22 protein-coding genes and 1 pseudogene are annotated in these 23404 nt (G+C 71.5%); 16 read left to right on the top strand and 7 right to left on the bottom strand.

What is annotated here, in order from left to right:
* The first annotated feature begins 106 nt into the window (after positions 1–106).
* On the top strand, positions 107–607 hold the full coding sequence (gene tsaE, locus P8T65_RS17575; RefSeq protein WP_316731622.1) for a tRNA (adenosine(37)-N6)-threonylcarbamoyltransferase complex ATPase subunit type 1 TsaE: 501 nt from the start codon (positions 107–109) through the stop codon (positions 605–607).
* Positions 608–1054: 447 nt separating this feature from the next.
* On the opposite strand, the gene P8T65_RS17570 is transcribed toward tsaE, so the two are convergent.
* The gene (locus P8T65_RS17570) at positions 1055–1615 is read right to left on the bottom strand and encodes a hypothetical protein (protein WP_316726271.1); all 561 of its coding nucleotides are present in this window, start codon (positions 1613–1615) and stop codon (positions 1055–1057) included.
* 124 nt (positions 1616–1739) lie between these two features.
* On the opposite strand from P8T65_RS17570, the gene tsaB reads away from it, so the two are divergent.
* From tsaB to P8T65_RS17550, 4 genes are read left to right on the top strand one after another with little or no spacing between them, the layout of a single operon-like run.
* The gene (gene tsaB, locus P8T65_RS17565; RefSeq protein ID WP_316726270.1) at positions 1740–2405 is read left to right on the top strand and encodes a tRNA (adenosine(37)-N6)-threonylcarbamoyltransferase complex dimerization subunit type 1 TsaB; all 666 of its coding nucleotides are present in this window, start codon (positions 1740–1742) and stop codon (positions 2403–2405) included.
* A complete protein-coding gene (gene rimI, locus P8T65_RS17560; RefSeq protein WP_316726268.1) occupies positions 2402–2914 on the top strand; it encodes a ribosomal protein S18-alanine N-acetyltransferase in 513 nt (170 codons plus the stop codon). The genes tsaB and rimI overlap by 4 nt, the downstream gene beginning before the upstream one ends.
* Before the next feature lie 14 nt (positions 2915–2928).
* Positions 2929–4044 carry a tRNA (adenosine(37)-N6)-threonylcarbamoyltransferase complex transferase subunit TsaD gene (tsaD, locus tag P8T65_RS17555; protein WP_399099127.1) on the top strand — a complete coding sequence of 372 codons (1116 nt, stop codon included), beginning with the start codon at positions 2929–2931 and terminating at the stop codon, positions 4042–4044.
* The gene (locus tag P8T65_RS17550; protein WP_316726266.1) at positions 4041–4301 is read left to right on the top strand and encodes a hypothetical protein; all 261 of its coding nucleotides are present in this window, start codon (positions 4041–4043) and stop codon (positions 4299–4301) included. The genes tsaD and P8T65_RS17550 overlap by 4 nt, the downstream gene beginning before the upstream one ends.
* On the opposite strand, the gene P8T65_RS17545 is transcribed toward P8T65_RS17550, so the two are convergent.
* Positions 4255–4995, bottom strand: a complete 741-nt coding sequence (locus P8T65_RS17545; RefSeq protein WP_316726265.1) for a PH domain-containing protein — start codon at positions 4993–4995, stop codon at positions 4255–4257. The two genes, P8T65_RS17550 and P8T65_RS17545, sit on opposite strands and share 47 nt — an antisense overlap.
* A gap of 116 nt (positions 4996–5111) precedes the next feature.
* Here P8T65_RS17545 and P8T65_RS17540 point away from each other — a divergent pair, with 116 nt between their 5' ends.
* Together P8T65_RS17540 and P8T65_RS17535 are read left to right on the top strand one after the other, a co-directional pair.
* A complete protein-coding gene (locus P8T65_RS17540) occupies positions 5112–5960 on the top strand; it encodes a helix-turn-helix transcriptional regulator (protein ID WP_316726264.1) in 849 nt (282 codons plus the stop codon).
* Positions 5957–6148: a DUF397 domain-containing protein gene (locus P8T65_RS17535; RefSeq protein WP_316726263.1), complete on the top strand. Its 192-nt coding sequence runs from the start codon at positions 5957–5959 to the stop codon at positions 6146–6148. The genes P8T65_RS17540 and P8T65_RS17535 overlap by 4 nt, the downstream gene beginning before the upstream one ends.
* Positions 6149–6159: 11 nt before the next feature.
* Here the strand turns inward: P8T65_RS17535 and P8T65_RS17530 are convergent, their stop codons facing one another.
* The 4 genes from P8T65_RS17530 to P8T65_RS17515 are packed head-to-tail and all read right to left on the bottom strand — an operon-like array spanning position 6160 to position 11745.
* Positions 6160–8445, bottom strand: a complete 2286-nt coding sequence (locus P8T65_RS17530; protein ID WP_316726262.1) for a glycoside hydrolase family 3 N-terminal domain-containing protein — start codon at positions 8443–8445, stop codon at positions 6160–6162.
* A 57-nt stretch (positions 8446–8502) separates the two neighbouring features.
* On the bottom strand, positions 8503–9408 hold the full coding sequence (locus P8T65_RS17525; RefSeq protein ID WP_399099121.1) for a carbohydrate ABC transporter permease: 906 nt from the start codon (positions 9406–9408) through the stop codon (positions 8503–8505).
* 4 nt (positions 9409–9412) lie between these two features.
* Complete coding sequence (locus P8T65_RS17520; RefSeq protein WP_399099119.1) at positions 9413–10336, bottom strand: carbohydrate ABC transporter permease; 924 nt, start codon at positions 10334–10336, stop codon at positions 9413–9415.
* On the bottom strand, positions 10333–11745 hold the full coding sequence (locus tag P8T65_RS17515; RefSeq protein WP_316726261.1) for an extracellular solute-binding protein: 1413 nt from the start codon (positions 11743–11745) through the stop codon (positions 10333–10335). Before P8T65_RS17515 ends, P8T65_RS17520 begins: the two co-directional genes overlap by 4 nt.
* A 121-nt stretch (positions 11746–11866) precedes the next feature.
* Between P8T65_RS17515 and P8T65_RS17510 the strand changes: the two genes are divergently transcribed.
* The 5 genes and pseudogenes from P8T65_RS17510 to P8T65_RS17490 all read left to right on the top strand — a co-directional run bounded on the left by P8T65_RS17510 (position 11867) and on the right by P8T65_RS17490 (position 16859).
* On the top strand, positions 11867–12931 hold the full coding sequence (locus tag P8T65_RS17510; protein ID WP_316726260.1) for a LacI family DNA-binding transcriptional regulator: 1065 nt from the start codon (positions 11867–11869) through the stop codon (positions 12929–12931).
* 579 nt (positions 12932–13510) lie between these two features.
* Positions 13511–13627 (top strand): annotated as a pseudogene (locus P8T65_RS17505) (cellulose binding domain-containing protein); the annotation flags it as partial.
* Positions 13628–13744: 117 nt separating this feature from the next.
* Positions 13745–14812, top strand: coding sequence for an LCP family protein (locus P8T65_RS17500; RefSeq protein WP_399103140.1), 1068 nt, complete (start codon positions 13745–13747; stop codon positions 14810–14812).
* Positions 14813–14949: 137 nt separating this feature from the next.
* Positions 14950–15306, top strand: a complete 357-nt coding sequence (locus P8T65_RS17495; protein WP_184904576.1) for a YciI family protein — start codon at positions 14950–14952, stop codon at positions 15304–15306.
* 164 nt (positions 15307–15470) lie between these two features.
* Positions 15471–16859 carry an RNA polymerase sigma factor gene (locus P8T65_RS17490; RefSeq protein WP_399099116.1) on the top strand — a complete coding sequence of 463 codons (1389 nt, stop codon included), beginning with the start codon at positions 15471–15473 and terminating at the stop codon, positions 16857–16859.
* A gap of 367 nt (positions 16860–17226) precedes the next feature.
* Here the strand turns inward: P8T65_RS17490 and P8T65_RS17485 are convergent, their stop codons facing one another.
* Positions 17227–18423 (bottom strand): THUMP-like domain-containing protein, encoded by a 1197-nt coding sequence (locus tag P8T65_RS17485; RefSeq protein ID WP_316726257.1) that lies wholly within the window; start codon positions 18421–18423, stop codon positions 17227–17229.
* 175 nt (positions 18424–18598) lie between these two features.
* On the opposite strand from P8T65_RS17485, the gene P8T65_RS17480 reads away from it, so the two are divergent.
* The 4 genes from P8T65_RS17480 (at position 18599) to groL (ending at position 23342) form a co-directional block, all read left to right on the top strand.
* On the top strand, positions 18599–19636 hold the full coding sequence (locus P8T65_RS17480) for a polysaccharide deacetylase family protein (RefSeq protein WP_316726256.1): 1038 nt from the start codon (positions 18599–18601) through the stop codon (positions 19634–19636).
* 665 nt (positions 19637–20301) lie between these two features.
* The gene (locus P8T65_RS17475) at positions 20302–21054 is read left to right on the top strand and encodes a polysaccharide deacetylase family protein (RefSeq protein WP_399103137.1); all 753 of its coding nucleotides are present in this window, start codon (positions 20302–20304) and stop codon (positions 21052–21054) included.
* 206 nt (positions 21055–21260) lie between these two features.
* The gene (groES, locus tag P8T65_RS17470) at positions 21261–21569 is read left to right on the top strand and encodes a co-chaperone GroES (RefSeq protein ID WP_033527131.1); all 309 of its coding nucleotides are present in this window, start codon (positions 21261–21263) and stop codon (positions 21567–21569) included.
* A gap of 147 nt (positions 21570–21716) precedes the next feature.
* Complete coding sequence (gene groL, locus P8T65_RS17465) at positions 21717–23342, top strand: chaperonin GroEL (RefSeq protein WP_184904568.1); 1626 nt, start codon at positions 21717–21719, stop codon at positions 23340–23342.
* Positions 23343–23404: the final 62 nt, after the last annotated feature.

Genomic DNA, 23404 nt, shown 5'->3' with positions numbered 1-23404 from the left:
TGGCTTCCAGCCTTCGGCTGCGGTCCAGCCCGAACCGGCCCCTTACGGGGCGTGATCAACTTACTACGTCAAGTGAGTGACGATGGAAGAGATCGTGACATCGCGCATTTCGGCACCCGGAAGCGACTCTGTTCGCCTCACGGTCAATTCTCCCGACCAGATGCTGGAGCTGGGCCGTCGCCTGGCCAAGCTCCTGCGTGCGGGTGATCTCGTGATGCTCAACGGGGAGTTGGGCGCCGGGAAGACGACGCTCACCCGGGGGCTCGGCGAGGGGCTCGGGGTGCGCGGGGCCGTCACCTCGCCGACCTTCGTCATCGCCCGGGTCCATCCGTCGCTCGGGGAGGGGCCGCCGCTCGTCCATGTCGACGCGTACCGCCTGGGCGGCGGGCTGGACGAGATGGAGGACCTCGATCTCGATGTCTCCCTGCCGGATTCGGTGATCGTCGTCGAGTGGGGCGAGGGCAAGGTCGAGGAGCTGACCGACGACCGGCTGAATGTCGTCATCCACCGGGCGGTCGGGGACACGACGGACGAGGTGCGGCATGTGACGGTCACCGGACTGGGTGAACGGTGGGCGGCCGTGGAGCTCGGGGTGCTGTCCGCGTAACGGCTGGTGGACGTGTCGTCACCGGCCGTCGGTCCGGACGCCGGTCCGGCTGCCGTCTGTTCCGGCAAGCCGTCGGCAAGATGTTGCGTTGGTCGTCCCCGGCGTGGTCACATGGTAACCAGTCCTTGGTTAGGTGTACCTAACTTGGTTGCCGTGGCACCAGGAGGCGTCCATGCCTACAGCAGAGCAGGTTCCCTCCGGGGCGGGCGGGGTGTCGATGCGGGACCTCTTGGCCGCCTGTGCGGCGGCGAAGGCGGTCTCTACGCCGCCGGCGGCTCCGCCGGTCAAGCGGGAGGGGCGGGGGTCTGGGGGTCGACGGTGCCCCAAGGCTGCGTAGACGTCTGCGCCCCGGGTGGGGTGGAGCGGTCGTCGCGCGGCTGCGGGTGGGTGGGGGCTCGTCGCGCAGTTCCCCGCGCCCCTGAGTGGAGCGGCGGCTGAAAGGGCCCCCTACTCCACCACGACCACCTTCGTGCCGATGCCCGCGAAGAGCCACATCGCCTTGCCGTCCTTGCGGGACTCCCGGATGCCGCCCGTCTTCGTGGTGGGATCGGGGCGGGGGGTGGAGCCGTCGACCGCCGCGCTGAAGCCGACCGAGATGCCGTCGACCGAGGCGAAACGGACGACGTGTTCGATCGGGGTGCCGTCCGAACCGGTGATGGCGGCCGAACGGGACGAGACCGTGTACGAGGCGGGGGTGGGGTCGACCGTGCTCGGGGTGACCTCGAACGTGCGGGTGACCTTCTCGTTGGCGCCGACCAGCCAGACACGGTCCTCGTCGAGGGAGTAGACGACCCGCTCGCCGCTGCCCGAGTTCTCGGGGAGGGCCTCGTCGGTGTCCTTCTCCTTCTTGCCGGGAGCCTTGGACTGCTTGGCCTTCGGAGACTCCGATGCGGACGGTTTCCCCAGGTCGTCCGGCGCGTTCGCCGACGCCTGGTAGGTGAGGAAACCGACTGCGGCGATGGCCGCCGCGGTGAGCCCGGCCACGAATACCGAGCTGCTACTGGCCACCTTCTGCGCCCACCTCTCGTACCCACGTACGCTCTTGAAGTACGTCTGTGCTGTGACGGTAGCAGCAGGGGGAGCGTGCACCGGGTCGGCCGTGGCCCGGGCCGAAGCGCCGTAGGCTGTTTGCGTGCTCTTGCTCGCTCTGGATACCGCCACTCCCGCCGTCACCGTCGCGCTGCACGACGGGACGGATGTCGTCGCCGCGTCGAGCCAGGTGGACGCGCGACGCCACGGAGAACTCCTGCTGCCCGCCGTCGACCGGGTCCTCGCCGAGGCGGGTGCCCGCCTCGACGCCGTCACCGGCATCGTCGTGGGCATCGGTCCCGGCCCGTACACCGGGCTGCGCGTCGGCCTCATGACCGCCGACACCTTCGGCCTCGCCCTCGGGGTCCCCGTCCACGGCCTGTGCACCCTCGACGGGCTCGCCTACGCGGCCGGGGCCGAGGGGACGGTCGAGGGACCGTTCGTGGTCGCCACCGACGCCCGGCGCAAGGAGGTGTACTGGGCGCGGTACGAGGACGCGCGGACGAGAGCGACCGAGCCGGCGGTCGACCGGCCCGCCGAGATCGCGGACGCGGTGGCCGGCCTCCCCGCCGTGGGGGCGGGCGCGCTGCTCTACCCCGACACCTTCACCGACGCCCGCGCGCCCGAGCACGTCAGTGCCGCCGCCCTCGCCGTGCTCGCCGCCGAACGCCTCGCGGCCGGCGAGGAGCTGCCGGCGCCCCGGCCGCTGTACCTGCGCCGGCCCGACGCGCAGGTCCCCAAGAACTACAAGGTGGTCACCCCCAAGTGACGACCCCGGTGTTGCGCGAGATGCGCTGGTGGGACATCGAGCCCGTCCTGGAGCTGGAGAAGGACCTCTTCCCCGAGGACGCCTGGTCCCGGGGCATGTTCTGGTCGGACCTCGCCCACGCGCGGGGCCCGCACGCCACCCGGCGGTACGTCGTGGCGGTGGCCCCGGACGAGAACGGGGACGAGCGGATCGTCGGCTACGGGGGGCTCGCCTCCGCCGGTGACACCGCCGACGTCCAGACCATCGCCGTCGCCCGGGAGCACTGGGGCACCGGCCTCGGCGCGCTGATCCTCACCGAGCTGCTGCGGGCCGCCACCGCCTTCGAGTGCGCCCAGGTGATGCTCGAATGCCGGGTCGACAACGTCCGCGCCCAGAAGCTCTACGAACGCTTCGGCTTCGAGGCGATCGGCTTCCGCCGCGGCTACTACCAGCCGGGGAACGTGGACGCGCTGGTCATGCGCCTCAACGACCCTTCCACATCCGTACGAGGAACCGAGATCAATGGCTAGGGATGGCAAGGTCAATGGCTGACGAACCGCTGGTCCTGGGGATCGAGACCTCCTGCGACGAGACCGGTGTCGGCATCGTGCGCGGGACGACCCTGCTGGCCGACGCGATCGCGTCGAGCGTCGACGAGCACGCCCGGTTCGGTGGCGTGGTGCCCGAGGTCGCCTCCCGGGCGCACCTGGAGGCGATGGTCCCGACCATCGACCGCGCGCTGAAGGAAGCGGGGGTGAGCGCGAAGGACCTGGACGGGATCGCCGTCACCGCCGGGCCGGGGCTCGCGGGCGCGCTCCTGGTGGGCGTCTCTGCCGCGAAGGCGTACGCGTACGCGCTGGGCAAGCCGCTCTATGGGGTGAACCACCTGGCCTCCCACATCTGCGTCGACCAGCTGGAGCACGGGGCGCTGCCCGAGCCGACGATGGCGCTGCTGGTGTCCGGCGGCCACTCGTCGCTGCTGCTGTCGACGGACATCACCTCGGACGTCCGGCCGATGGGTGCGACCATCGACGACGCGGCGGGCGAGGCCTTCGACAAGATCGCGCGCGTGCTCGATCTCGGGTTCCCTGGCGGGCCGGTCATCGACCGGTACGCGAAGGAGGGGGACCCTACGGCCATCGCCTTCCCGCGCGGGCTGACCGGGCCCCGCGATCCCGCCTACGACTTCTCCTTCTCCGGGTTGAAGACCGCCGTGGCCCGCTGGATCGAGGCCAAGCGGGCGGCCGGGGAGGACGTTCCGGTGCGGGACGTCGCCGCGTCCTTCCAGGAGGCCGTGGTGGACGTGCTGACCAGGAAGGCCGTGCGGGCCTGCCGGGACGAGGGCGTCGACCACCTGATGATCGGCGGCGGTGTCGCCGCCAACTCCCGGCTCCGCGCCCTCGCCCAGGAGCGCTGCGAGGCCGCCGGCATCCGACTGCGGGTGCCCCGGCCCAAGTTGTGCACGGACAACGGGGCGATGGTGGCCGCGCTGGGCGCGGAGATGGTCGCGCGAGGGCGCTCCGCCTCGGACTGGGACCTGTCGGCGGACTCGTCGCTGCCGGTGACGGATCCGCATGTGCCGGGGGCCGTCTCCGGGCACGTGCATGACCACGGGCATGATCACGTTCACGAGGTCAGCAAGGAGAACCTTTACTCGTGACGGTCGCGCTGATGTGGGAGGCGCGGGCGGTGGCCGGGCGGGGGGAAGAGCTTCTCGCCTGGGCACGGGAGCAGGTCAAGGAGCTTCCCGTACGGCCGGTGCGGCGCGAGACCTTCCGGGCGCCGCAGGACCGGGTGCTGGTCATCACCTGGTGGGACGCGGCGTACGACGCCGAGCTGCCCGAACTGCCGGAGCCGGACGGGGAGTTGGTCAGTCGTGCGGTGCATCGGTGGCGGTTCGAGTCGCTGGGGGCGTGAGTCCGCGTCGGTGCCGGCGTTCGCCGAGGCGGTCGAAGGCGTAGAAGAGGACGGGTAGGCAGGCCAGCGGGACGCCCAGGACCAGGGCGTACAGGTGCGTCGGCCGGTCGGTGAAGCCCAGCCAGAAGTCGACGACGAATGTGGCCGCCATGACCACCGCGCTCGCGATGGCCGCCCGCTGCCACGCCTTGCGGCGCCGCGCCCCGCGCGCGACGCGTTCCTCCACGTCGGGCCGTGTGCCCATGGAGGTCAGCCCGAGTCGCAGGGCCGTGGCGCCCAGGTCGGCGATCTCCGCGATCGGGTCGGTCATCTGGTACTCGTCCACGTGGAGGAGGCGGACCCGGGTGCCGTCGGTCGCGTAGAGGTATCCCGACCAGCGGGGGCTGCCCCATCTGTTGTCCTCGACCCGGATGCCGTAGATCTCGGACCAGGCCCAGCTGCGGGTACGGATCGCTCCGCGTACGGTGACGCCTTCGGCCGTGACGGACGTACGGGCCCTGAACTGCTCCAGCACCGCACGGGTGACGACGAACAGCCAGGCCGCCACGGCCATCGCGCCACTGCTCGACGGGCCCAGCGTCATCATCGAGTTCACCGACAGGGCGATGATGAAGGCTGCCGCGGCCATGGTGACGAGGAGGGCGGGGTGTATGCCTCTCCGTCTTCGGTACTCCCGGTCGATTTCGTTGCTCATCGGGTCGTTATAGCCCGTCGCCGTGAATGCCGGGTAAGGGGGGCGCGTGTACTGAGGGGGGGGAGTACGCGGCCGTTCGATGGACAGTACCGTGAGCGGGCCGTCACTCTGGGTTGATGGTGCACGGTGTGGAGTGGGCTGCGCAGGGGCCGGGTGGTGAGCCCGAGTCGTCGGACAGCATGCGGGCGTTCGGGGCGGTCGTCCAGGCGCTGCGGGAGCATGCGGGGTTGAGCCGGGAGGAGTTCGGGGCGCGCGTTCATCTGTCCAAACACTCGGTGGCTTCGATCGAGTTGGGGCGACGGCTGGCGGACCAGCGGTTCGTCGAACTGGCGGAGGAGGCCACGGGCAACACAGGGGCGGTGCGGGGCGCGTTTCGGCACATGGCTCGACAGCCGGGGTTGGCGGCGTGGTTCAGGATGTGGGCGCGCTTGGAGCAGGAGGCGGCCGTTCTGGATACGTACGAGTGCAGGCTTGTGCCGGGCTTGTTGCAGCCGGAGTCGTACGTCCGGGCGGTCTTCGAGAACGCGGTCCCGCCGGTCACCGACAGCGAGTTGGACATGCAGGTGGCTGTCAGGATGGAGCGACAGCAGTTGTTGCGGGAGCGCCCCAACACCTCGTTCAGCTTCATTGTCGAAGAGAGCGTGCTCCTGCGGGAGTTGGGTGGCCAGGAGGTGACGCGCTGCTTGTTGGACTACTTGTTGGAGTGCGCGGAGCTGCGCAACGCGAGCCTTCAGATCATGCCGCTGAAGCGCACGCAGCATGCCAGCCTGTCGGGGCCGCTCCAGCTTGTGGAGACACCAGACGGGCGGCGGCTCGCCTACGCCGAAGGGCACATGAACGGTCGGCTCATCGCTGACGCGAAGGACGTGGCTCTCCTCAACCAGCGTTATGCGAAACTGCGGTCGCAGGCTCTCACCCCGGAGGACTCCGTGAGCTTGTTGGAGCGACTGCGAGGAGCCCTATGACTACCGCCGAACTCGCTTGGTTCAAGTCCAGCTACAGCACGGACCAGGGTGACAGTTGCATAGAGGTCGCCCCCACCCCCGCCACCATCCACGTCCGCGACTCCAAAGACACCACCCGCCCCCACCTCGGCCTCGGCCCCGCCGCCTGGACCGCGTTCGTCGCGCACGCCGCGGCCCAGGCGGACTGAAACCGCCGACCTCAGCTCTCCACGGTCCGGACCTCCGTCTCGCAGTGCAACCGGCGGTCCGGGCCGACCTCCCGTACCGGGCCCTCCAGCGTCAGCTGAACCCGGTGGCGGATGTCCGTGCTCGACGCGCCCAGGCGCAGTTCCAGGGCGCCCGGTTCCACCACAAGCCGCCCTGAGCGGTCTGTGAAGCACGAGACGTCGGGGTGGAAGCGGAACGTGACCCGCGACGCATCCCCCGGCCCCAACTCCAGCCGCTGATAGGCGATCAGACGGATGTCGGGGCGCGTCACCGAGGCCACCGGGTCGTGCAGGTACAGCTGCACGACCTCCGCACCCGCCCGCTCACCCGTGTTGCGCACGGTCACCGACACGTCGTACCCCTCGTCCTCGAAGTCCGTCCACGCGAACGTCGTGTACGAGCGGCCGTGTCCGAAGGGGTACAGCGGGGTCGGGTCGATGCTGCTCGCGCCGCCGAGCAGGCCCATGGGCGGCTGGAGGTACGTCCACGGCTGGCCGCCGGGGCGGTCGGGGACGCTGACCGGGAGGCGGCCGGAGGGGGAGATGCGGCCCGACAGCACTCCCGCCACCGACGGGCCGCCCTCCTCCCCGGGGAAGAACGCCTGGACGGTGGCCGCCAGCCGGCCGTTCCAGCGGCCCAGCGCGTAGGGGCGGCCGGTCAGCAGGAGCAGGACCACCGGCGTGCCCGTGGCGACCAGCGCGTCCAGCAGCTTCCCCTGGACGCCCGGCAGCCGGAGATCCTCCGCGTCGCAGCCCTCGCCGGAGGTGCCCCGGCCGAAGAGCGCGGCGCGGTCGCCGAGGACCGCCACGCAGACGTCGGCCTCGGAGGCGCGGGCGACCGCCTCGGGGAACCCGCCGGTGTCGGCGCCGTCGACCGTGCTGCCGGCGGCGTACGTGATCTTCGCGTCGGGGAGTTCCGTGCGCAGGGACGCAAGGACCGTCGGGATCTCGATGCCGAGGGCGGTGCCGGGGTGGGCGGGCAGGACGTGGGACGGGAAGGAGTAGCAGCCCAGCATGGCCAGCGGGTCGTCGGCGCGGGGGCCCACGACCGCGATTCTGAGGTCGGGCGCGAGCGGCAGCACGGCGTCGGGGTTGTCCAGCAGGACCACCGACTCCTCGGCGAGGCGGCGGGCCAGGGCGCGGTTGCGCGGGGGGTCCAGGTCGGCGGCGGGGGCGGCCGGCTCGGGGCTCCAGTCCTCGTCCAGGAGGCCCAGTTCGCACTTCTGGAGCAGGACGCGGCGGGCGGCCACGTCCACCAGGGACTCGGGGATCTCGCCCGCCTTCACGGCCTCGATCAGGGGCTCGCCGTAGCAGCGCAGGCTCGGCAGCTCCACGTCGACGCCGGCGGCCAGCGCGGCATGGGCGGCCTCGGCGCGGCTGCCCGCCACGCGGTGGTTGGTCTCCAGGAAGCCGATACCGAAGTAGTCGGAGACGACCGTGCCGGTGAAGCCCCAGTCGTCGCGGAGGAGTTCCGTGAGCAGGGCCCGGTCGGCCGACACGGGGATGCCGTCGGTCTCCGTGTAGGCCGCCATCACCGAGCGGGCGCCGCCCTCCCGCAGCGCCATCTCGAAGGGCGGCAGGACCACGTCGCCGAACTCGCGGACGCCTGCGCGCACGGGCGCGTGGTTGCGGGCGCCCACCGACGCGGCGTACCCGGCGAAATGCTTCAGCGTGGCCACGATCCCGGCCGACTCCAGGCCCCGTACGTACGCCGAGCCGATGGTGCCCACCAGGTACGGGTCCTCGCCCACGGTCTCCTCGACCCGCCCCCAGCGCGGGTCGCGGACGACGTCCAGGACGGGGGACAGGCCCTGGTGGACACCGACCGACGCCATGTCGTGGCCGATGTTGCGGGCCATCTCCTCGACGAGCGAGGGGTCGAAGGTCGCGCCCCAGGCGAGGGGGACCGGGTACGCCGTCGCGCGCCAGCTGGTGAATCCGGCCAGGCACTCCTCGTGGGCGACGGCCGGAATGCCGAAGCGGTTCGCGGCCATGATGCGGCGCTGGAAGCGGGCCAGCACCTTGGCGCCCTCGGCCGGGTCGAGCGGGGCCGTGCCGAAGACGCGGGTGAGCTGCCCGAGGCCCCGGGTGATCAGCTCGTCGAAGTCGAACGCCTCCGTCATGCCCGCCTCGTCGGGGGCGATGTCCTCACCGTTCGCGTCGTTCTTCACCCACACGCCGTACAGCTGCGCGGTCTTTTCCTCCAAGGTCATCCTGGAGAGCAGGTCGTCGACCCGGGCCGCTGCGGGCAGGGCCGGGTCACGCCAAGGGGTTGTCATGAAACTCCTTCAGGGGTCGGCGAGTTTCAGAAGGTCGCGGGTGCCGAAGCAGGTGGGTCACTTGCCGCCCACGCCCATCAACCCGCCCACCAGCGCCCGTCGCGCCACCAGATACACGGCGAAGATCGGGATGCCGGAGAGGACGACCGAGGCGAGCAGGGCGGGGATGTTCACGCCGAACTGGCTGACGTAGTTGAACAGTCCGAGGGTGAGGACCCGGGGGCCGTCGGACTGCGTGAAGATCAACGGGAAGAGGAAGCCGTTCCAGGCCTGCAGCGCGGAGAAAATGACGACCGTGCTGATCCCGCCCTTGGCGAGCGGGATCGTCAGCTGGAAGAGCACCCGCAGCGGGGACGCGCCGTCCAGGGCCATCGCCTCGTACAGGTCCTCGGAGACGTCCCGGAGCGTGCCCACCAGGACCAGGACCGAGACGGGCATCGCGAAGGCCGCCGTCGGGAGGATGACGGCCAGGAGGGTGTCGTAGAGGTCGAGTTTGGCGATCAGCAAATACAACGGGACGACCACGGCCTGGGCCGGGATCGCCACGCCCAGGAGGAACAGGCGGAAGGCCGCGTTCGACCAGCGGTCCCGGGTGCGGACGGCCACGTACGCGAGCGGAATGGACAGGGCCAGGACGATGCCCACGACCGACACCGCGACGATCGCCGTGTTGCTCAGCAGATGACCGAAGCCGCTGGTGAGGACGGTGTTGTAGTTGTCGAGGGTCGGGTCCGTGGGAGGCTTGAGGGGGTTGCCCGTCAGGGCCTTGTCCGCGTTCGTGAGCGACGCCGACAGCATCGCGTAGATCGGGATCAGGACGACGACCAGCCAGACGAACGCGCCGAGTCCCGCGACAGGGTTGGGCCGCCGGGTCCAGTGCCGTCGGCGCCGGGGTGACTCCGTGGACGGGCTCCCGTCCGGCTGCCGGGTGCTCGTGGGGCGCGCCAACGTGTCGTGTGACACTCCGTCACATCCCTTCGCGGGTGCTGCGCATGGCGCCGAAGCCCGTCAGCCGGACCAGGACCAGCGAGAGGCCCGTCGCGGCGATCACCAGGAACGACGCGATGGCGCTCGCGTAGCCGAAGTCGTACGTCTTGAAGCCGGCCTCGTACATCAGGTACGGCAGGATCGCGGTGTCCGTGCCGGGGCCGCCCTTGGTGAGGATCAGGACCGTCTCGAAGTACGTCAGTGAGCCGACGACCATCAGGACCGTGGACGTGGTGATCGTGTGCCGCAGCTGCGGCAGCGTGATCGAGAAGAACTGGCGGTAGCGGCCGGCGCCGTCGATGGCGGCGGCCTGATAGAGGACCTCCGGGATCTGACGGGCCCCGCCCTGGTAGATCAAGGTGTGGAAGGGGATGAACTGCCAGCCGCCGACGAAGACGATCGCGAGGAACGCGCCGCTCTGCGAGCCCAGGGTGTCCGCCTGGATGATGCCGAAGTTCGGGTCGAGCAGGGCGTAGAACAGGATCGCGATGGCGGTCGAGGAGAGCAGGAACGGCACGAAGAAGACCGCGGAGAGGATCGCGCGGTTGCGCTGCCGGCCCGCCGCCCAGACGCCGAGCAGCAGGGCGATGACCGTCTGGAAGACCCAGCTGGCGACCGTCAGGACGACGGTCAGCCACAGGGACTGCGTCATCCGCGGGTCGTCGAGGAGCTTCCGCCAGTTGTCGAGGCCGACCGGCCGTGGATCGCCCAGGCCGTCCCAGCTGGTGAAGGAGAGGTAGAGGGCGAGGGTCATCGGGACGACCGCGAAGAACGTGAAGAACAGGACTCCGGGCAGGGCCCAGGCGGCGTGCGGACGGCCGGCGCGGCTCGCACGGTGCTCCGGTCCCTTCCGCGCCGTCGGTCCCTTTCCCGGCGCCGGTGCCTTCTCGACCGTGACGGTCACTTCAGCCCCTTGCACGCCGTCACGAACTCGCTCGGCGAGGACTTGCCGGCGAACAGCTTGCCGATCTCCGTGTGCATCTTGGTGCCGATTCCGTCGCCGAGGGCCTGGTCCCAGGAGAGCGTGAAGGCGGGGGCCTTCTGCACCATGTCGTACTGGAACTTCGCGTACTCGGGGTTCGGCGCGGAGGCGAGGAGCGCGGCCGCGTTCGAGGTGGTCGGTACGTCGCCGTTGTCGACGAGGGCCTTCGCGTACGCCTCCGAGGCGCAGTCCTTGAGGAAGCCCACGGCCAGGTCCTTGTTCTTCGTACGGGCGTTGATGGACCAGTAGTTGGTGGGGTTGCCGACGACGTTGCGGACATCGCCGGTGCCGCCCTCGACCGTCGGGAAGGGGGCCCAGCCGAGGTTGCTCTTGGCGAAGTCCGGGAACTTGCCGAGCTGGGTCGAGTACTCCCAGGAGCCCATCAGGTGCATGGCGGCCTTGCCGCGCGCGAAGACCGCGGGGGCACCGCCGTTGACGTACGACACCGAGGTGAACTTGGAGCCGAAGGCGCCGTCGTCGACGAGTTCCTTGACCAGTTCGGCGGCCCTGAGCATCGCGGGGTCGCCCCAGCCCTCGAAGTCGCCGTCCTGGATGCGCTTGAAGACCTCGGGGCCGCCGAGCCGGTCGACCAGGTACTCCAGCCACATCAGGTTGGGCCAGAGGTCGGAGCCGCCGAGGGCGAAGGGGGTGATCCCGGCCTTCTTCAGCTTCGCGTTGTTGTCGAGCAACTGGTCCCAGGTGGTGGGCGGCTGGAGCTTGTGCTCGGCGAAGACGGACTTGTTGTAGAAGAGGATCACCGGCTGCATGCCGCGCATGGGGATGCCGTAGTGGCGGCCCTTCAGGTCGCCGGCGGACAGGACCGAGGGCAGGAAGCCGTCCTTGAGCACCGGGTCGTCGTCGATGATGTCGGTGAGGTCGACGAGCTTGCCCGCCTCCTCGTACGGCTTGATCGAGCCGCCGCCCCAGTTGAAGAAGATGTCCGGGGCGCCGGGCGAGCCCATGGCCGTGCGGAGCTTGGGGGAGTAGTCGGAGCCGGGGACCTTCTGGAGCTTGATGGTGCCGCCGGCCTTCTTCGCCGCGGCCGACTTGTTGAACCGGTCGACGCTCGCCTGCTGGACCTTCACCGCGTCGTCGCCGTACACGAACGCGGTGAGCGTCTTGCCGTCCCCGCCGCCCGCGCCGCCGCCGGAGCCACAGCCGGTGAGACCGGCGCCGAGCCCGGCGGTGAGCAGCGAGGCGGACCCCGCGCCGAGGAACCAGCGCCTGCTGAACGGCCGGCCGCCCGCGCCGCTTTCGGTGGACCCGCCCACGCCGCTTCCGGTGGACCCGCCTGCGGTCGCCCCGGTGGACCGGCCTCTGCTCGACTCCATGACAGCACCCTTCGCGAATGTTCGGATGTGCGAATGTTTCGGATGTCACTTCGAATGTTCCGGGAACGTAAGGCCGTCGAAAGGGTTCGTCAAGGGGTCGCGCAGGGATACGATCCCGCACATGAAGCCCGCGAAGCCCGAGGAAATTCAGACAAGAGCGCGTTCGTCGCAGTCCACGCAGACCGCGACGCTCGCCGAGATCGCCCGCCAGGCCGGCGTCTCGGCTCCGACTGTTTCGAAGGTGCTCAACGGCCGCGCGGACGTCGCGCCCGCGACCCGCACCCGCGTCGAGGACCTGCTGCGCGAGTACGGCTACCGTCGCCGACGCGCCGAGGCGACCCGGTCCCCCCTCATCGACCTGGTCTTCCACGAGCTGGAGAGCGCCTGGGCCATGGAGGTCATCCGGGGCGTGGAGAACATCGCGCGGGAGGAGGGCCTGAGCGTCGTCCTCTCCGAGAGCGCGGGGCGGCTCACCCCCGGCCGCACCTGGGCCGACCAGGTGGCAGCCCGGCGCCCGCACGGCGTCGTGCTCGTCCTGTCGGGGCTGGACGAGTCCCAGCGCGCGCTGCTCACCAGCCGCTCCATCCCGTTCGTGGTGATGGACCCGGCGGGCGACCCCGGCGACGACGTGCCCTCGATCGGCGCCACCAACTGGCAGGGTGGCCTGGCCGCCACCCGCCACCTCGTCGAACTCGGCCACCGGCGGATCGGCGCCATCAGCGGGCCCTCGCGGATGATCTGCAGCCGCGCCCGGGTCGACGGCTACCGGGCCGCGCTGGAGACCGCCGGGCTGCCGGTCGTGGCCGACCTGATCAAGGCCGGGGACTTCCACCACGAGACGGGCTACCGGCTGGGGCTGGACCTGCTGCGCCGCCCCGACCGCCCGACCGCCGTCTTCGCCGGCAACGACCTCCAGGCCCTCGGTCTCTACGAGGCGGCCCGGGAACTGGGCCTGCGCATCCCGGAGGACCTCAGCGTCGTCGGCTTCGACGACCTGCCGGTGGCCCGCTGGGTGGGGCCGCCGCTGACGACCGTGCGACAGCCCCTGATGGAGATGGCCGAGGCGGCGGCCCGCCTGGTGCTGGACCTGGGCCGCCAGGACGGGGGCCCGTCGGCGGCGACGAGAGTGGAACTGGCGACGAGCCTGGTGGTGCGCAGCAGCACGGGGGTGCCGCCGCTTCATTGACGCCCTCGCCTGCGTGAACGCAAACGATTCCGGTCAGCACCGCTACGCGGTGCCACCTCGGGTTCCTGCTTCACGGGCCCCTGCCACCCGGAGGTGGTCCTACAAGGCCTCCACAGGCCTGACTTCCCGCCCGTCCGGCGGTAGGTCCGCCAACCATGTTGTAGGACAAAGCGACTCTAGCGGCGGCGCTGCGCCCCTACGGGCCGCCGAGGCGAGGATGCCGTGCACCTCCCCCCTGAGGGCTGGAGCACTGGGCAAGTGTTCGGTAGCCCCTTCAGCTCTGAAAGGCCGGCGAAGCCGACTGTCAGGGGCGCGGGGAACTGCGCGACAGGCCGCGACGGTGCGTTTGCGGCCTGGAACCCGTCGCGGCAGACGGGTGTCCGGAAGTTGATGTGTTGACGGCCGAGCCGAGCCGCCTCACACTCCTCCGAAGCCAATCGGTTGCACAATCGAAACTTTCGGATGCGCCCGCACGAGATCTCTGAGAACCGGCTTGTCCCTCACCTCGCTGCTCACCGGCACCGTGGCCCTCGCCGCCCTGTTGGTCGCGGCCCCCACCGCCCACTCCGCCGACCCCGTACGTTCGGGGCGGGGCAGCAGGTCGGCCAGGCCTGGAACGCGAGCTGCGCCCAGACCGGCGCGGCGGTCAGCTGCTCCAACGCCTCCTGGAACGGGAGCGTCCCGAGCGGCGGTTCGTGACCCGTACCGACGGTGACGCTGGGCTGAGCGTGACTGCAGAGGGCTGAGAAGTCTGAGAATTTCCGAAGGACCGGCGGCATGAGGTTCTGCCCGTAACAATTCGGACGTAAGTTCCTGTGCGTGAATGGTGAAGAAAGCGCGTTCGGGGGCGGCAGTGGGGACCCGGGGGGACGGCGGCGCCGGCTGAAGATCGCCGGGGGGCTGCTCGCCGGGATCCTCGTGGTCGGCGCGGGCGGGGCGGGCTGGGCCTTCTGGCGGCTGAACGACAACATCCAGAGCGTCGACATCGACGCCGCCCTCGGCGACAACCGCCCCGCGAAGGTCCGTACCTCACCGGAGCCGTCCGCGTCGGCCACCGTCGAGGCCCTGCCGAGCGGTGCCCTGAACATCCTTGTCCTCGGCTCCGACTCCCGCAGCGGCAAGGAGAACGCGAAGCTCGGCGGCGGCGGCGAGGGGGCGGGGGCCCGCTCGGACACGGCGATGGTCGTTCACATCGACGAGGGCCGCACCGGCGCGACGGTCGTCAGCATCCCCCGCGACACCCTCGTCACCCGCCCGTCCTGCCCGCTGGAGTCGGGCGGATCGACGGCGGTGGCGTACAACGTGATGTTCAACAGCGCGTACGCGGTCGGCGGCCCGGTCTGCGCGGTGAAGACCGTCGAGTCGGTCACGGACGTCCGCATGGACCACTACGTCGAGATCGACTTCGCCGGCTTCGCGAAGCTCGTCGACGCCCTCGGCGGCGTCACGGTCACGACGGAGGAGGACATCGACGACGAGGACAGCCATCTGAGCCTGCGGGCCGGCACCCACCACCTGGACGGCGAGCAGGCCCTCGCCCTCGCCCGCACCCGGCACGGCATCGGCGACGGCAGCGACCTCGGCCGTATCGGTCTCCAGCAGAAACTGGTCAAGGCCCTCCTGGACCAGATCTCCTCGACCGACCTCCTGACCAACCCGGCCCAGCTCTACCGGGCCGCCGACGCGATCACCGGAAGCCTGACGACGGACACCGGCCTGGACTCCCTCACTGAACTGACGAGGCTGGGCGAGAGTGTGCGGGGGCTGTCCTCCGTCGGCACGAGGACCGTGATGATGCCGGTGGTCACGGCCCCGTACGACCGCAACCGGGTCGTGGCGGACGAGCCGGAGGCGGGGCGGCTGTGGGAGTCGCTGAAGTAGGGGCGAAGGGATCGCCGAGGCGGCGGCGAGAAAGATTTTGAAGAAGTTCGCCGGCCGTGTCGATCCGGGGTGCGGTCGTTCGACGTAGGGGTGAGAGTCGGGGAAAGCCCCCGCCCGCCGATGCCGTAGGAGCCACCATGCCGCGCTATCTGTCGCTGGTTCAGATCGACGAGAAGACCGCCCCCGCCGAGGGTCCCAGCCCCGAGCTGATGCAGCGGATGGGGGAGCTGCTGGAGGAGATCACCAAGGCCGGGGTCATGCTCGACACCGCCGGGCTGACGCCGACCGCCCAGGGCAAGAGGGTGCGCTGGGAGGGCGGGAAGCTCTCCGTCACGGACGGGCCGTTCACCGAGTCCAAGGAGGTCGTCGGCGGCTACGCGCTGATGCAGTGCAAGGACATGGCCGAGGCGATCGAGTGGACCCAGCGGTTCCTGAAGGTGCACGAGGAGCACTGGACGGTGACGTGCGAGGTGCGGGAGATCGCGGAGGGCTGAGCCCGTCCGGCCGGGTCCGTCGGGTGAACTTGTCCGGCCGGGTCCGCCGGTCGGGTCTGGTCTGTGGGGCTGGGTCCGCCGGTCGGGTCTGGTCCGTGCGGCCGGGTCCGCCGGCGGGGCCGCCGCTTCTCGGACGCCGGGGATGTCGTGTCTGATGGTGGGCTGTGACTCCACAGCCCACCACGGACAGCACGCCCGACCCGGACCCGGACCCGGAGGGAGGCCCGGACGCGGAGAGGGGCCCGGCCTCGGAAAGGGATCCGGGCTCGGAGAAGAACCCGGACACGGCCATCGAGACCGTCTTCCGGATCGAGTCGCCCAGAGTCATCGCCGGTGTCGCTCGGATCGTGCGGGACGTCGGCATCGCGGAGGAGCTGGCGCAGGACGCGCTGGTCGCGGCGCTGGAGCAGTGGCCGAGGGACGGGGTGCCGGACAACCCGGGGGCCTGGCTGACGGCCACGGCCAAGCACCGGGCGATCGACCTCGTGCGCCGCCGTGAGCGGTACGCGCGCAAGCTCGCCGAGGTGGGGCGGGACCTGGAGGCGGCGGGGCCGTACCTCGACCAGCCGTCCGACCCGGACGACATCGACGACGACCTGCTCCGCCTGGTCTTCACGGCCTGCCACCCGGTGCTGTCCGCCGAGGCCCGCATCGCCCTCACCCTGCGCCTCCTCGGCGGCCTGACCACCACCGAGATCGCCCGCGCCTTCCTGACCCCCGAGCCGACGATCGCCCAGCGCGTCGTCCGTGCCAAGCGCACGCTGGCCACGAAGAACGTCGCCTTCGAAGTGCCGTACGGCCCCGACCGCGAGGCCCGCCTCGACTCGGTGCTCGAAGTCATCTACCTGATCTTCAACGAGGGGTACGCGGCCACCGCCGGCGACGACCTGCTGCGCCCGGCGCTCTGCGAGGACGCCCTCCGACTGGCGCGCGTCCTGGCCCAGTTGATGCCCAAGGAGCCCGAAGTGCACGGCCTGGTGGCCCTGCTGGAGCTTCAGGAGTCGCGGGCGGTGACCCGCACGGGGCCCGCCGGGGAGCCGGTCCTGCTGCGGGACCAGGACCGCCGCCGCTGGAACCGCCTCCTCATCGCCCGGGGCTTCACCGCGCTCGGCCGTGCCACGCCCGCCGCGCACGGCGCGCCGGGCCCGTACGCCCTCCAGGCGGCCATCGCCGCGTGCCACGCGCAGGCGCACACCTACGAGGAGACGGACTGGCCGAGGATCGCCACGCTGTACGCCCTGCTGGCCGCGCGCGCCCCGTCGCCCGTCGTCGAACTGAACCGCGCGGTCGCCGTCTCGATGGCCGAGGGCCCCGGCGCCGCCCTGGAGATCGTGGACGCCCTCACCGCCGAACCGGCCCTGCGCGACTACCACTTGCTCCCGAGCGTCCGAGGAGACCTGCTCCGTCGCCTGGGCCGCACGGAGGAGGCCAGAGCGGAGTTCCTGCGGGCGGCGGGCCTGACCCGCAACGAACGCGAGCGCGAACTGCTGCTGGCGCGGGCGGAGGAGGACGACCGAGGGGCCGGTGAAGGGGGCTGGCCGACAGGGGGCTGAGAGGCGGGATGAGGAGTGGGGGCGCGAGGAGTTGGGGCGAGGAGCGGTTGGGCCGCGCGCTGAGGGCTGGGGACGCGTCGATGCGCGGCTGCTCCGTGTGCGGGGCACCGAGGGCCCTGCGCAACGACGGGCCTTTGACGAGCCGCGAGGGTGCCCGAGGAAGCCGCGCCGGGCCGCGCCGGGGGCCGTGATGAGCCGCAGGGAGGACCGAGGAGCCGCACGCTGGGTCGGCCGGGCACGACGGCCGCGATCGCGGCTTGTCACGGGCCGGGACAGCCGTGCGACCGGCAGCCCCACGGGCGGCGACGGCACGGCGCGGTACCCCCGGCGGAACCCGTCGGCGGTACCCCCGGCGAAGCCCGCCCCCCTACGCCGGGTGGCCGATCAGCATGGTGGGGGCTCCGGCCACCCGGGTCAGGAAGACCGTGGCCGAGTTGCGGCCCTGCGGCTTGACCTTCCTGCGCAGTTCCTCCGGCTCGACGGCCGACCCCCGCTTCTTCACCGTGAGGATGCCGACCTCCCGCTCGCGCAGCAGGGCCTTCAACTTCTTCACGTTGAAGGGCAGTTGGTCGGTGATCTCGTACGCCGCCGCGTACGGGGTGACACGGTGCTCGTCGGCCGTGACGTAGGCGATCGTGGGGTCGATCAGCCCGCCCTCCAGTTCCTCGGCGACCTCGGCGACCAGATGGGCGCGGATGACGGCGCCGTCGGGCTCGTACAGATACCGGCCCACCGGACGGACCGGCGGGTCGGGCAGCATCGTCGCGGGGGTGGCGTGGACACCTGCCCCGGCGGGCAGCAGCATCGCCCGCCGCGCCCCCGGCGTCCCGTCCGCCCGGAACCAGAGCACGGCCTCCTTCACGTCCCCGCCGTCGGAGATCCACTCGGCCTCGGCCTCCGGCGGGATCGCCTCGTGCGGGATGCCCGGCGCGATCTTCAGCGCGCCGAGCGGGGCCTTCAGCGCGGCCGACACGGCCCAGGACAGGGGAGGGGAGTAGGCCTCCGGGTCGAAGATCCGGCCGCGCTTGGAGGAACGCCGGGCCGGGTCGACGAACACGGCGTCGTACCCGTCCGTGTCCACCTCCGTCACATCCGCCTCACGCACCTCGATCAGCTCGGCCAGCCCGAGCGCGTCGGTGTTGGCGCGGGCCACCGCCACGGTCAGCGGGTCGCGGTCGACGGCCAGCACCCGGATCCCGGCGCGCGCGATCGCGATCGCGTCCCCGCCGATCCCGCAGCACAGATCGGCCACCGAGCGCACGCCCAGCGCCCGGAGGCACTCGGCCCGGTACGTCGCCACGCTCGTCCTGGTCGACTGCTCGACCCCGTTCGGCGTGAAGAACATCCGCCCCGCGTCCGTCGCGCCGAACTTCGCCGCCGCCCGCTGCCGCAGCCGGGCCTGGGCCAGCGCCGCCGAGACCAGTTCGGCTGGGTGGTCGCGGCGCAGCCGGGTCGCCACGGCCAGCTCCCGGGCCGGCTCGGTGTCGCGTACCTCGTCGAGGAGGGCGCGGCCCTCGGAGGTGAGGAGGGGGGCCAGGAAGGTGGCGGGGTCGAGGTCGTTCACCGGGTCATTGTCGGTCAGGGGGGCGGGGCCGGGGCCAGGGGGGAGGGCGGTCCGGGCCAAGGAGAGGGAGGTGCGGGGCGAGGGGAGGGTGGGGTGGGCCAGACGGTGGATGGTGGGGGGAACCGTGGCGGTGTCGGGGCGGTGGAGGCGGTCCGCCCTGCGAGGATGCGGCGCCATGCGATTCGTACGACAAAATGATGTAAAGAGTGCGAAGCGGGCGGGTCTCCGGAGGGGGTGGGGCGGTGTCCGGGGCTGCGTCGCGCTGCTCGCCGTCGCGGCAGTGGTGTCCGGATGCGGCGGGGAAGGCGCCGAGGAGGCCTTGGAGCGGGGCTCCGCCGGGCGGCGAGGTGCCGCCGAGGCCGGGGCGACCGCCGGGACCGCCGAACCCGCCCACGGCCAGCAGGGCGGGGCGCGGCAGCACGGACAGCGGCGCCTCGACGCGCCCGCCGCACGCGCCCTCGACGCGTACGCCGGGAAGGTGCGCCGGGCGCACGCCGCGCGGGTCGCCGCCGCGAAGCGCTGGGGGCTGGCGAAGGTGCCGCTGAGCGCGCCCGCGCCGCCGGTGCGGAAGCCGGAGCTCAGGACCCGCGAGGGGTTCGAGGTCGACGGGCACGCGGAGGACGGCCTCCCCCCGGTCTTCACCACCGTCCCCACCCGCCACAAGGTCGTCTTCCTCACCATCGACGACGGCGCCGAGAAGGACCCCGCGTTCCTGCGGATGATGACCGACCTGCGGATCCCGTACACCGCCTTCCTCAGCGACTACCTGATCAAGGAGGACTACGGCTACTTCGCGCGGATGCGGGACCGTGGCGCCGCCCTCCACAACCACACCCTCCGCCATCGCCACCTGCCCCCGCTCTCCTACGCCGCCCAGAAGCACGAGATCTGCGGCATGCAGGACGTGATGGAGAAGCGGTACGGCACCCGGCCAACCCTCTTCCGGCCGCCGTACGGCAGCTACGACCGGGACACCCTGCGCGCCGCCGCGACCTGCGGGGTCAAGGCCGTCCCGCTCTGGAACGAGGAGGTCTTCGTCGACCGCTGGGACTACCGCGAGTCGGACCGCGAACTCCGCCCCGGCGACATCGTCCTCAGCCACTTCCGGGGCACGTCGGACTGGAAGGGCACCATGCCCGACATGATCCGCCACTTCCTGAACCTGGTCACCGCCGAGGGCTACGCGGTGGCAAGGCTGGAGGACTACCTGTGAGGGCCTACGGGGGCGGGCGGGGACCGGTCCGGGGCGGGTGGAGACCTGTTCGGGGCGGGGGGCGCGGTCCGGGTGCGCTGGGCGTACGCCGCGGGTGGGGTGCATGTCGTGGGCGGGGCGCAGGCCGCGAGGGGAGCGAGGCCTGTGGGCGGCGTGCGGGCCGTGCGGAGAGCGCAGGCCGTGGGCGGTGTGAAGGCCGTGGGGGGAGCGCCGCCCACGGGTGGGGCGTGGGGCGTGCGTGGGGCGCTGGCCGTGGGCGGGGCGCAGGCCGCGAGGGGAGCGCGGCCTGTGGGCGGCGTGCGGGCCGTGCGGAGAGCGCAGGCCGTGGGCGGTGTGAAGGCCGTGGGGGGAGCGCCGCCCGTGGGTGGGGCGTGGGGCGTGCGTGGGGCGCTGGCCGTGGGTGGGGCATAGGCCGTGCGTGGGGCGCTGGCCGTGGACGGGGCGCAGGCCGTGCGCGGGGCGCCACCGACGCCCGGACGTCAGCCCCCCGCCCCCTGGCCACGACCGTCCTTGCCGCCGTCGCCGCCCTCACGGCCCTGACCGCTCTGCTTCTCACCGGGTGCGCTGCCGCCCCGGCGCACCCCGGCCCCGTCGCCCCTAGCCTGGGTGCGAGCGGACCCATGAAGCCCGGCCCCGTCGCCCCGCGCCCGGGTGCGGGCGGGGCGATGCAGTCGCGTCCCGCACCTCCCCACTCCGGCGCGCAGTCCCCCGCACGCCCCCACCTCCACCCGGCGTCGCCCCCCTACCGCCGCTGGGGCCTCCCCGCCCCCCTCGCCCCCGCGCCCGAGAAGCCCGACCGGCCCCCGGCGCCCCGCGCGGCGGAGCCGGGGCTGCCGCCGGTCGTGGACCGGGTGCCGACCCGGGACAAGGTCGTCTTCCTGACGTACGACGACGGGGCCGAGAAGGACCCCCGGTTCGTGGACATGGTGCGCGAACTGCGGCTGCCGGTGAGCATGTTCCTGACGGACAGCGTCGTGGGGCCGGGATACGGCCACTTCGCACGGCTGCGGGCGGTCGGCGCCACCGTGCAGAACCACACGCTCGACCACACCGCCCTGCGCGGCCTGCCGTACGCCGGGCAGCGCGCCGAGATCTGCGGCCAGCAGAACAAGCTCAAACAGCGCTTCGGCGTCCGGCCGACCCTCTTCCGCCCGCCCTACGGCGTCTACGACACCACCACGCTCCGCGCCGCCGCCGACTGCGGCCTCTCCGCGGTGGTCCTGTGGCGCGCGTCCATGCAGATCCACGACCTCCGCTACGCCGTCGGCGACCGCCTCCGCCCGGGCGACATCGTCCTCGCCGGATTCCGGGGCCCGGACCAGCTCAAGGGCACCACCCTCACGGAGATGACGACCCGGCTGCTGCGCCGCGTCCAGGAGCAGGGACTGACGGTCGGCCGCCTGGAGGACTACCTCTGACACCGCGACGACCGACCGCCGCAACCCGCTCGATTAGCAGTCCGCTTGACCGAGTGCTAATCGCGGTCATAGTCTCAGGTCTGGCACTCCCCCCTGGAGAGTGCCAACAACGCGACGGGCAGGTCCGGCACCCGCGACGACGGATCCACCTGGTCGCCACCTCAGACAGTTAACCCCGTGAGATCTCCGAAGGGGGAGGTCGGATCGTGACGACCACCAGCTCCAAGGTTGCCATCAAGCCGCTCGAGGACCGCATCGTGGTCCAGCCGCTCGACGCCGAGCAGACCACCGCCTCTGGCCTGGTCATCCCGGACACCGCGAAGGAGAAGCCCCAGGAGGGCGTCGTCCTCGCCGTCGGTCCGGGCCGCTTCGAGGACGGCCAGCGCCTGCCGCTCGACGTCTCCGTCGGCGACATCGTGCTGTACAGCAAGTACGGCGGCACCGAGGTGAAGTACAACGGCGAGGAGTACCTCGTCCTCTCGGCTCGCGACGTGCTCGCGATCGTCGAGAAGTAGTTCACCCGCTTCACCTGCTTCACCCGCTTCCTCACCGAAGCACCTTGCTTTTGAGCTGCGCCCTTGGCCCCCGCGACCACTAACAAGCCGGGCGTCGGGGGCGCAGTTCGTTTCACCCACGTTTTCCGAGAGGGCTGAACCGCTCCCATGGCGAAGATCCTGAAGTTCGACGAGGACGCCCGTCGCGCCCTCGAGCGCGGCGTCAACAAGCTTGCCGACACGGTCAAGGTGACGATCGGCCCCAAGGGCCGCAACGTCGTCATCGACAAGAAGTTCGGCGCCCCCACCATCACCAACGACGGTGTGACGATCGCCCGCGAGGTCGAGGTCGAGGACCCGTACGAGAACCTCGGCGCCCAGCTGGTGAAGGAGGTGGCGACCAAGACCAACGACATCGCGGGTGACGGCACCACCACCGCCACCGTGCTCGCCCAGGCGCTGGTGCGCGAGGGCCTGAAGAACGTCGCCGCCGGTGCCTCCCCGGCCGCCCTGAAGAAGGGCATCGACGCCGCGGTCAAGGCCGTGTCCGAGGAACTCCTCGCGACCGCCCGTCCGATCGACGAGAAGTCCGACATCGCCGCCGTCGCCGGTCTGTCCGCCCAGGACCAGCAGGTCGGCGAGCTCATCGCCGAGGCGATGGACAAGGTCGGCAAGGACGGTGTCATCACCGTCGAGGAGTCCAACACCTTCGGTCTGGAGCTGGACTTCACCGAGGGCATGGCCTTCGACAAGGGCTACCTCTCGCCGTACTTCGTCACCGACCAGGAGCGTATGGAGGCCGTCCTCGACGACCCGTACATCCTCATCCACCAGGGCAAGATCGGCGCCATCGCCGACCTGCTGCCGCTGCTGGAGAAGGTCATCCAGGCCAACGCCTCCAAGCCGCTGCTGATCATCGCCGAGGACGTCGAGGGCGAGGCCCTGTCGACCCTGGTCGTCAACAAGATCCGCGGCACCTTCAACGCGGTCGCCGTCAAGGCCCCCGGCTTCGGCGACCGTCGCAAGGCGATGCTGCAGGACATGGCGACGCTGACCGGCGCCGAGGTCATCTCCGAGGAGGTCGGCCTCAAGCTCGACCAGGTCGGTCTCGACGTGCTCGGCTCCGCCCGCCGCGTCACCGTCACCAAGGACGACACCACGATCGTCGACGGCGCCGGTGACTCCGGTGCGGTCCAGGGCCGCGTCGCCCAGATCAAGGCCGAGATCGAGAACACGGACTCCGACTGGGACCGCGAGAAGCTCCAGGAGCGTCTCGCGAAGCTGGCCGGCGGCGTGTGCGTCATCAAGGTCGGCGCCGCCACCGAGGTGGAGCTGAAGGAGAAGAAGCACCGTCTGGAGGACGCCATCTCCGCGACCCGCGCCGCGGTCGAGGAGGGCATCGTCTCCGGTGGTGGCTCCGCGCTCGTCCACGCCGTGAAGGTCCTGGAGGGCAACCTCGGCAAGACCGGCGACGAGGCCACGGGTGTCGCGGTCGTCCGCAAGGCCGCCGTCGAGCCGCTGCGCTGGATCGCCGAGAACGCCGGCCTGGAGGGCTACGTCATCACCTCCAAGGTCGCCGAGCTCGACAAGGGCCAGGGCTTCAACGCCGCCACCGGCGAGTACGGCGACCTGGTCAAGGCCGGCGTCATCGACCCGGTCAAGGTCACCCGCTCCGCCCTGGAGAACGCCGCCTCCATCGCCTCCCTCCTCCTGACGACCGAGACCCTGGTCGTCGAGAAGAAGGAAGAGGAGCCGGCCGACGCGGGCCACGGCGGCCACGGCCACGCCCACTGACGTACGACGTCGGCAAGCCGTAGGCGAAGGCCCGGCACCCCTCGGGGTGCCGGGCCGTTCCC

Origin of the sequence: Streptomyces sp. 11x1 (assembly GCF_032598905.1) — a bacterium.
Taxonomy (GTDB): domain Bacteria; phylum Actinomycetota; class Actinomycetes; order Streptomycetales; family Streptomycetaceae; genus Streptomyces.
Note: the sequence above shows the minus strand (reverse complement) of the source record. Positions and strands in the feature narration are given on the sequence as shown.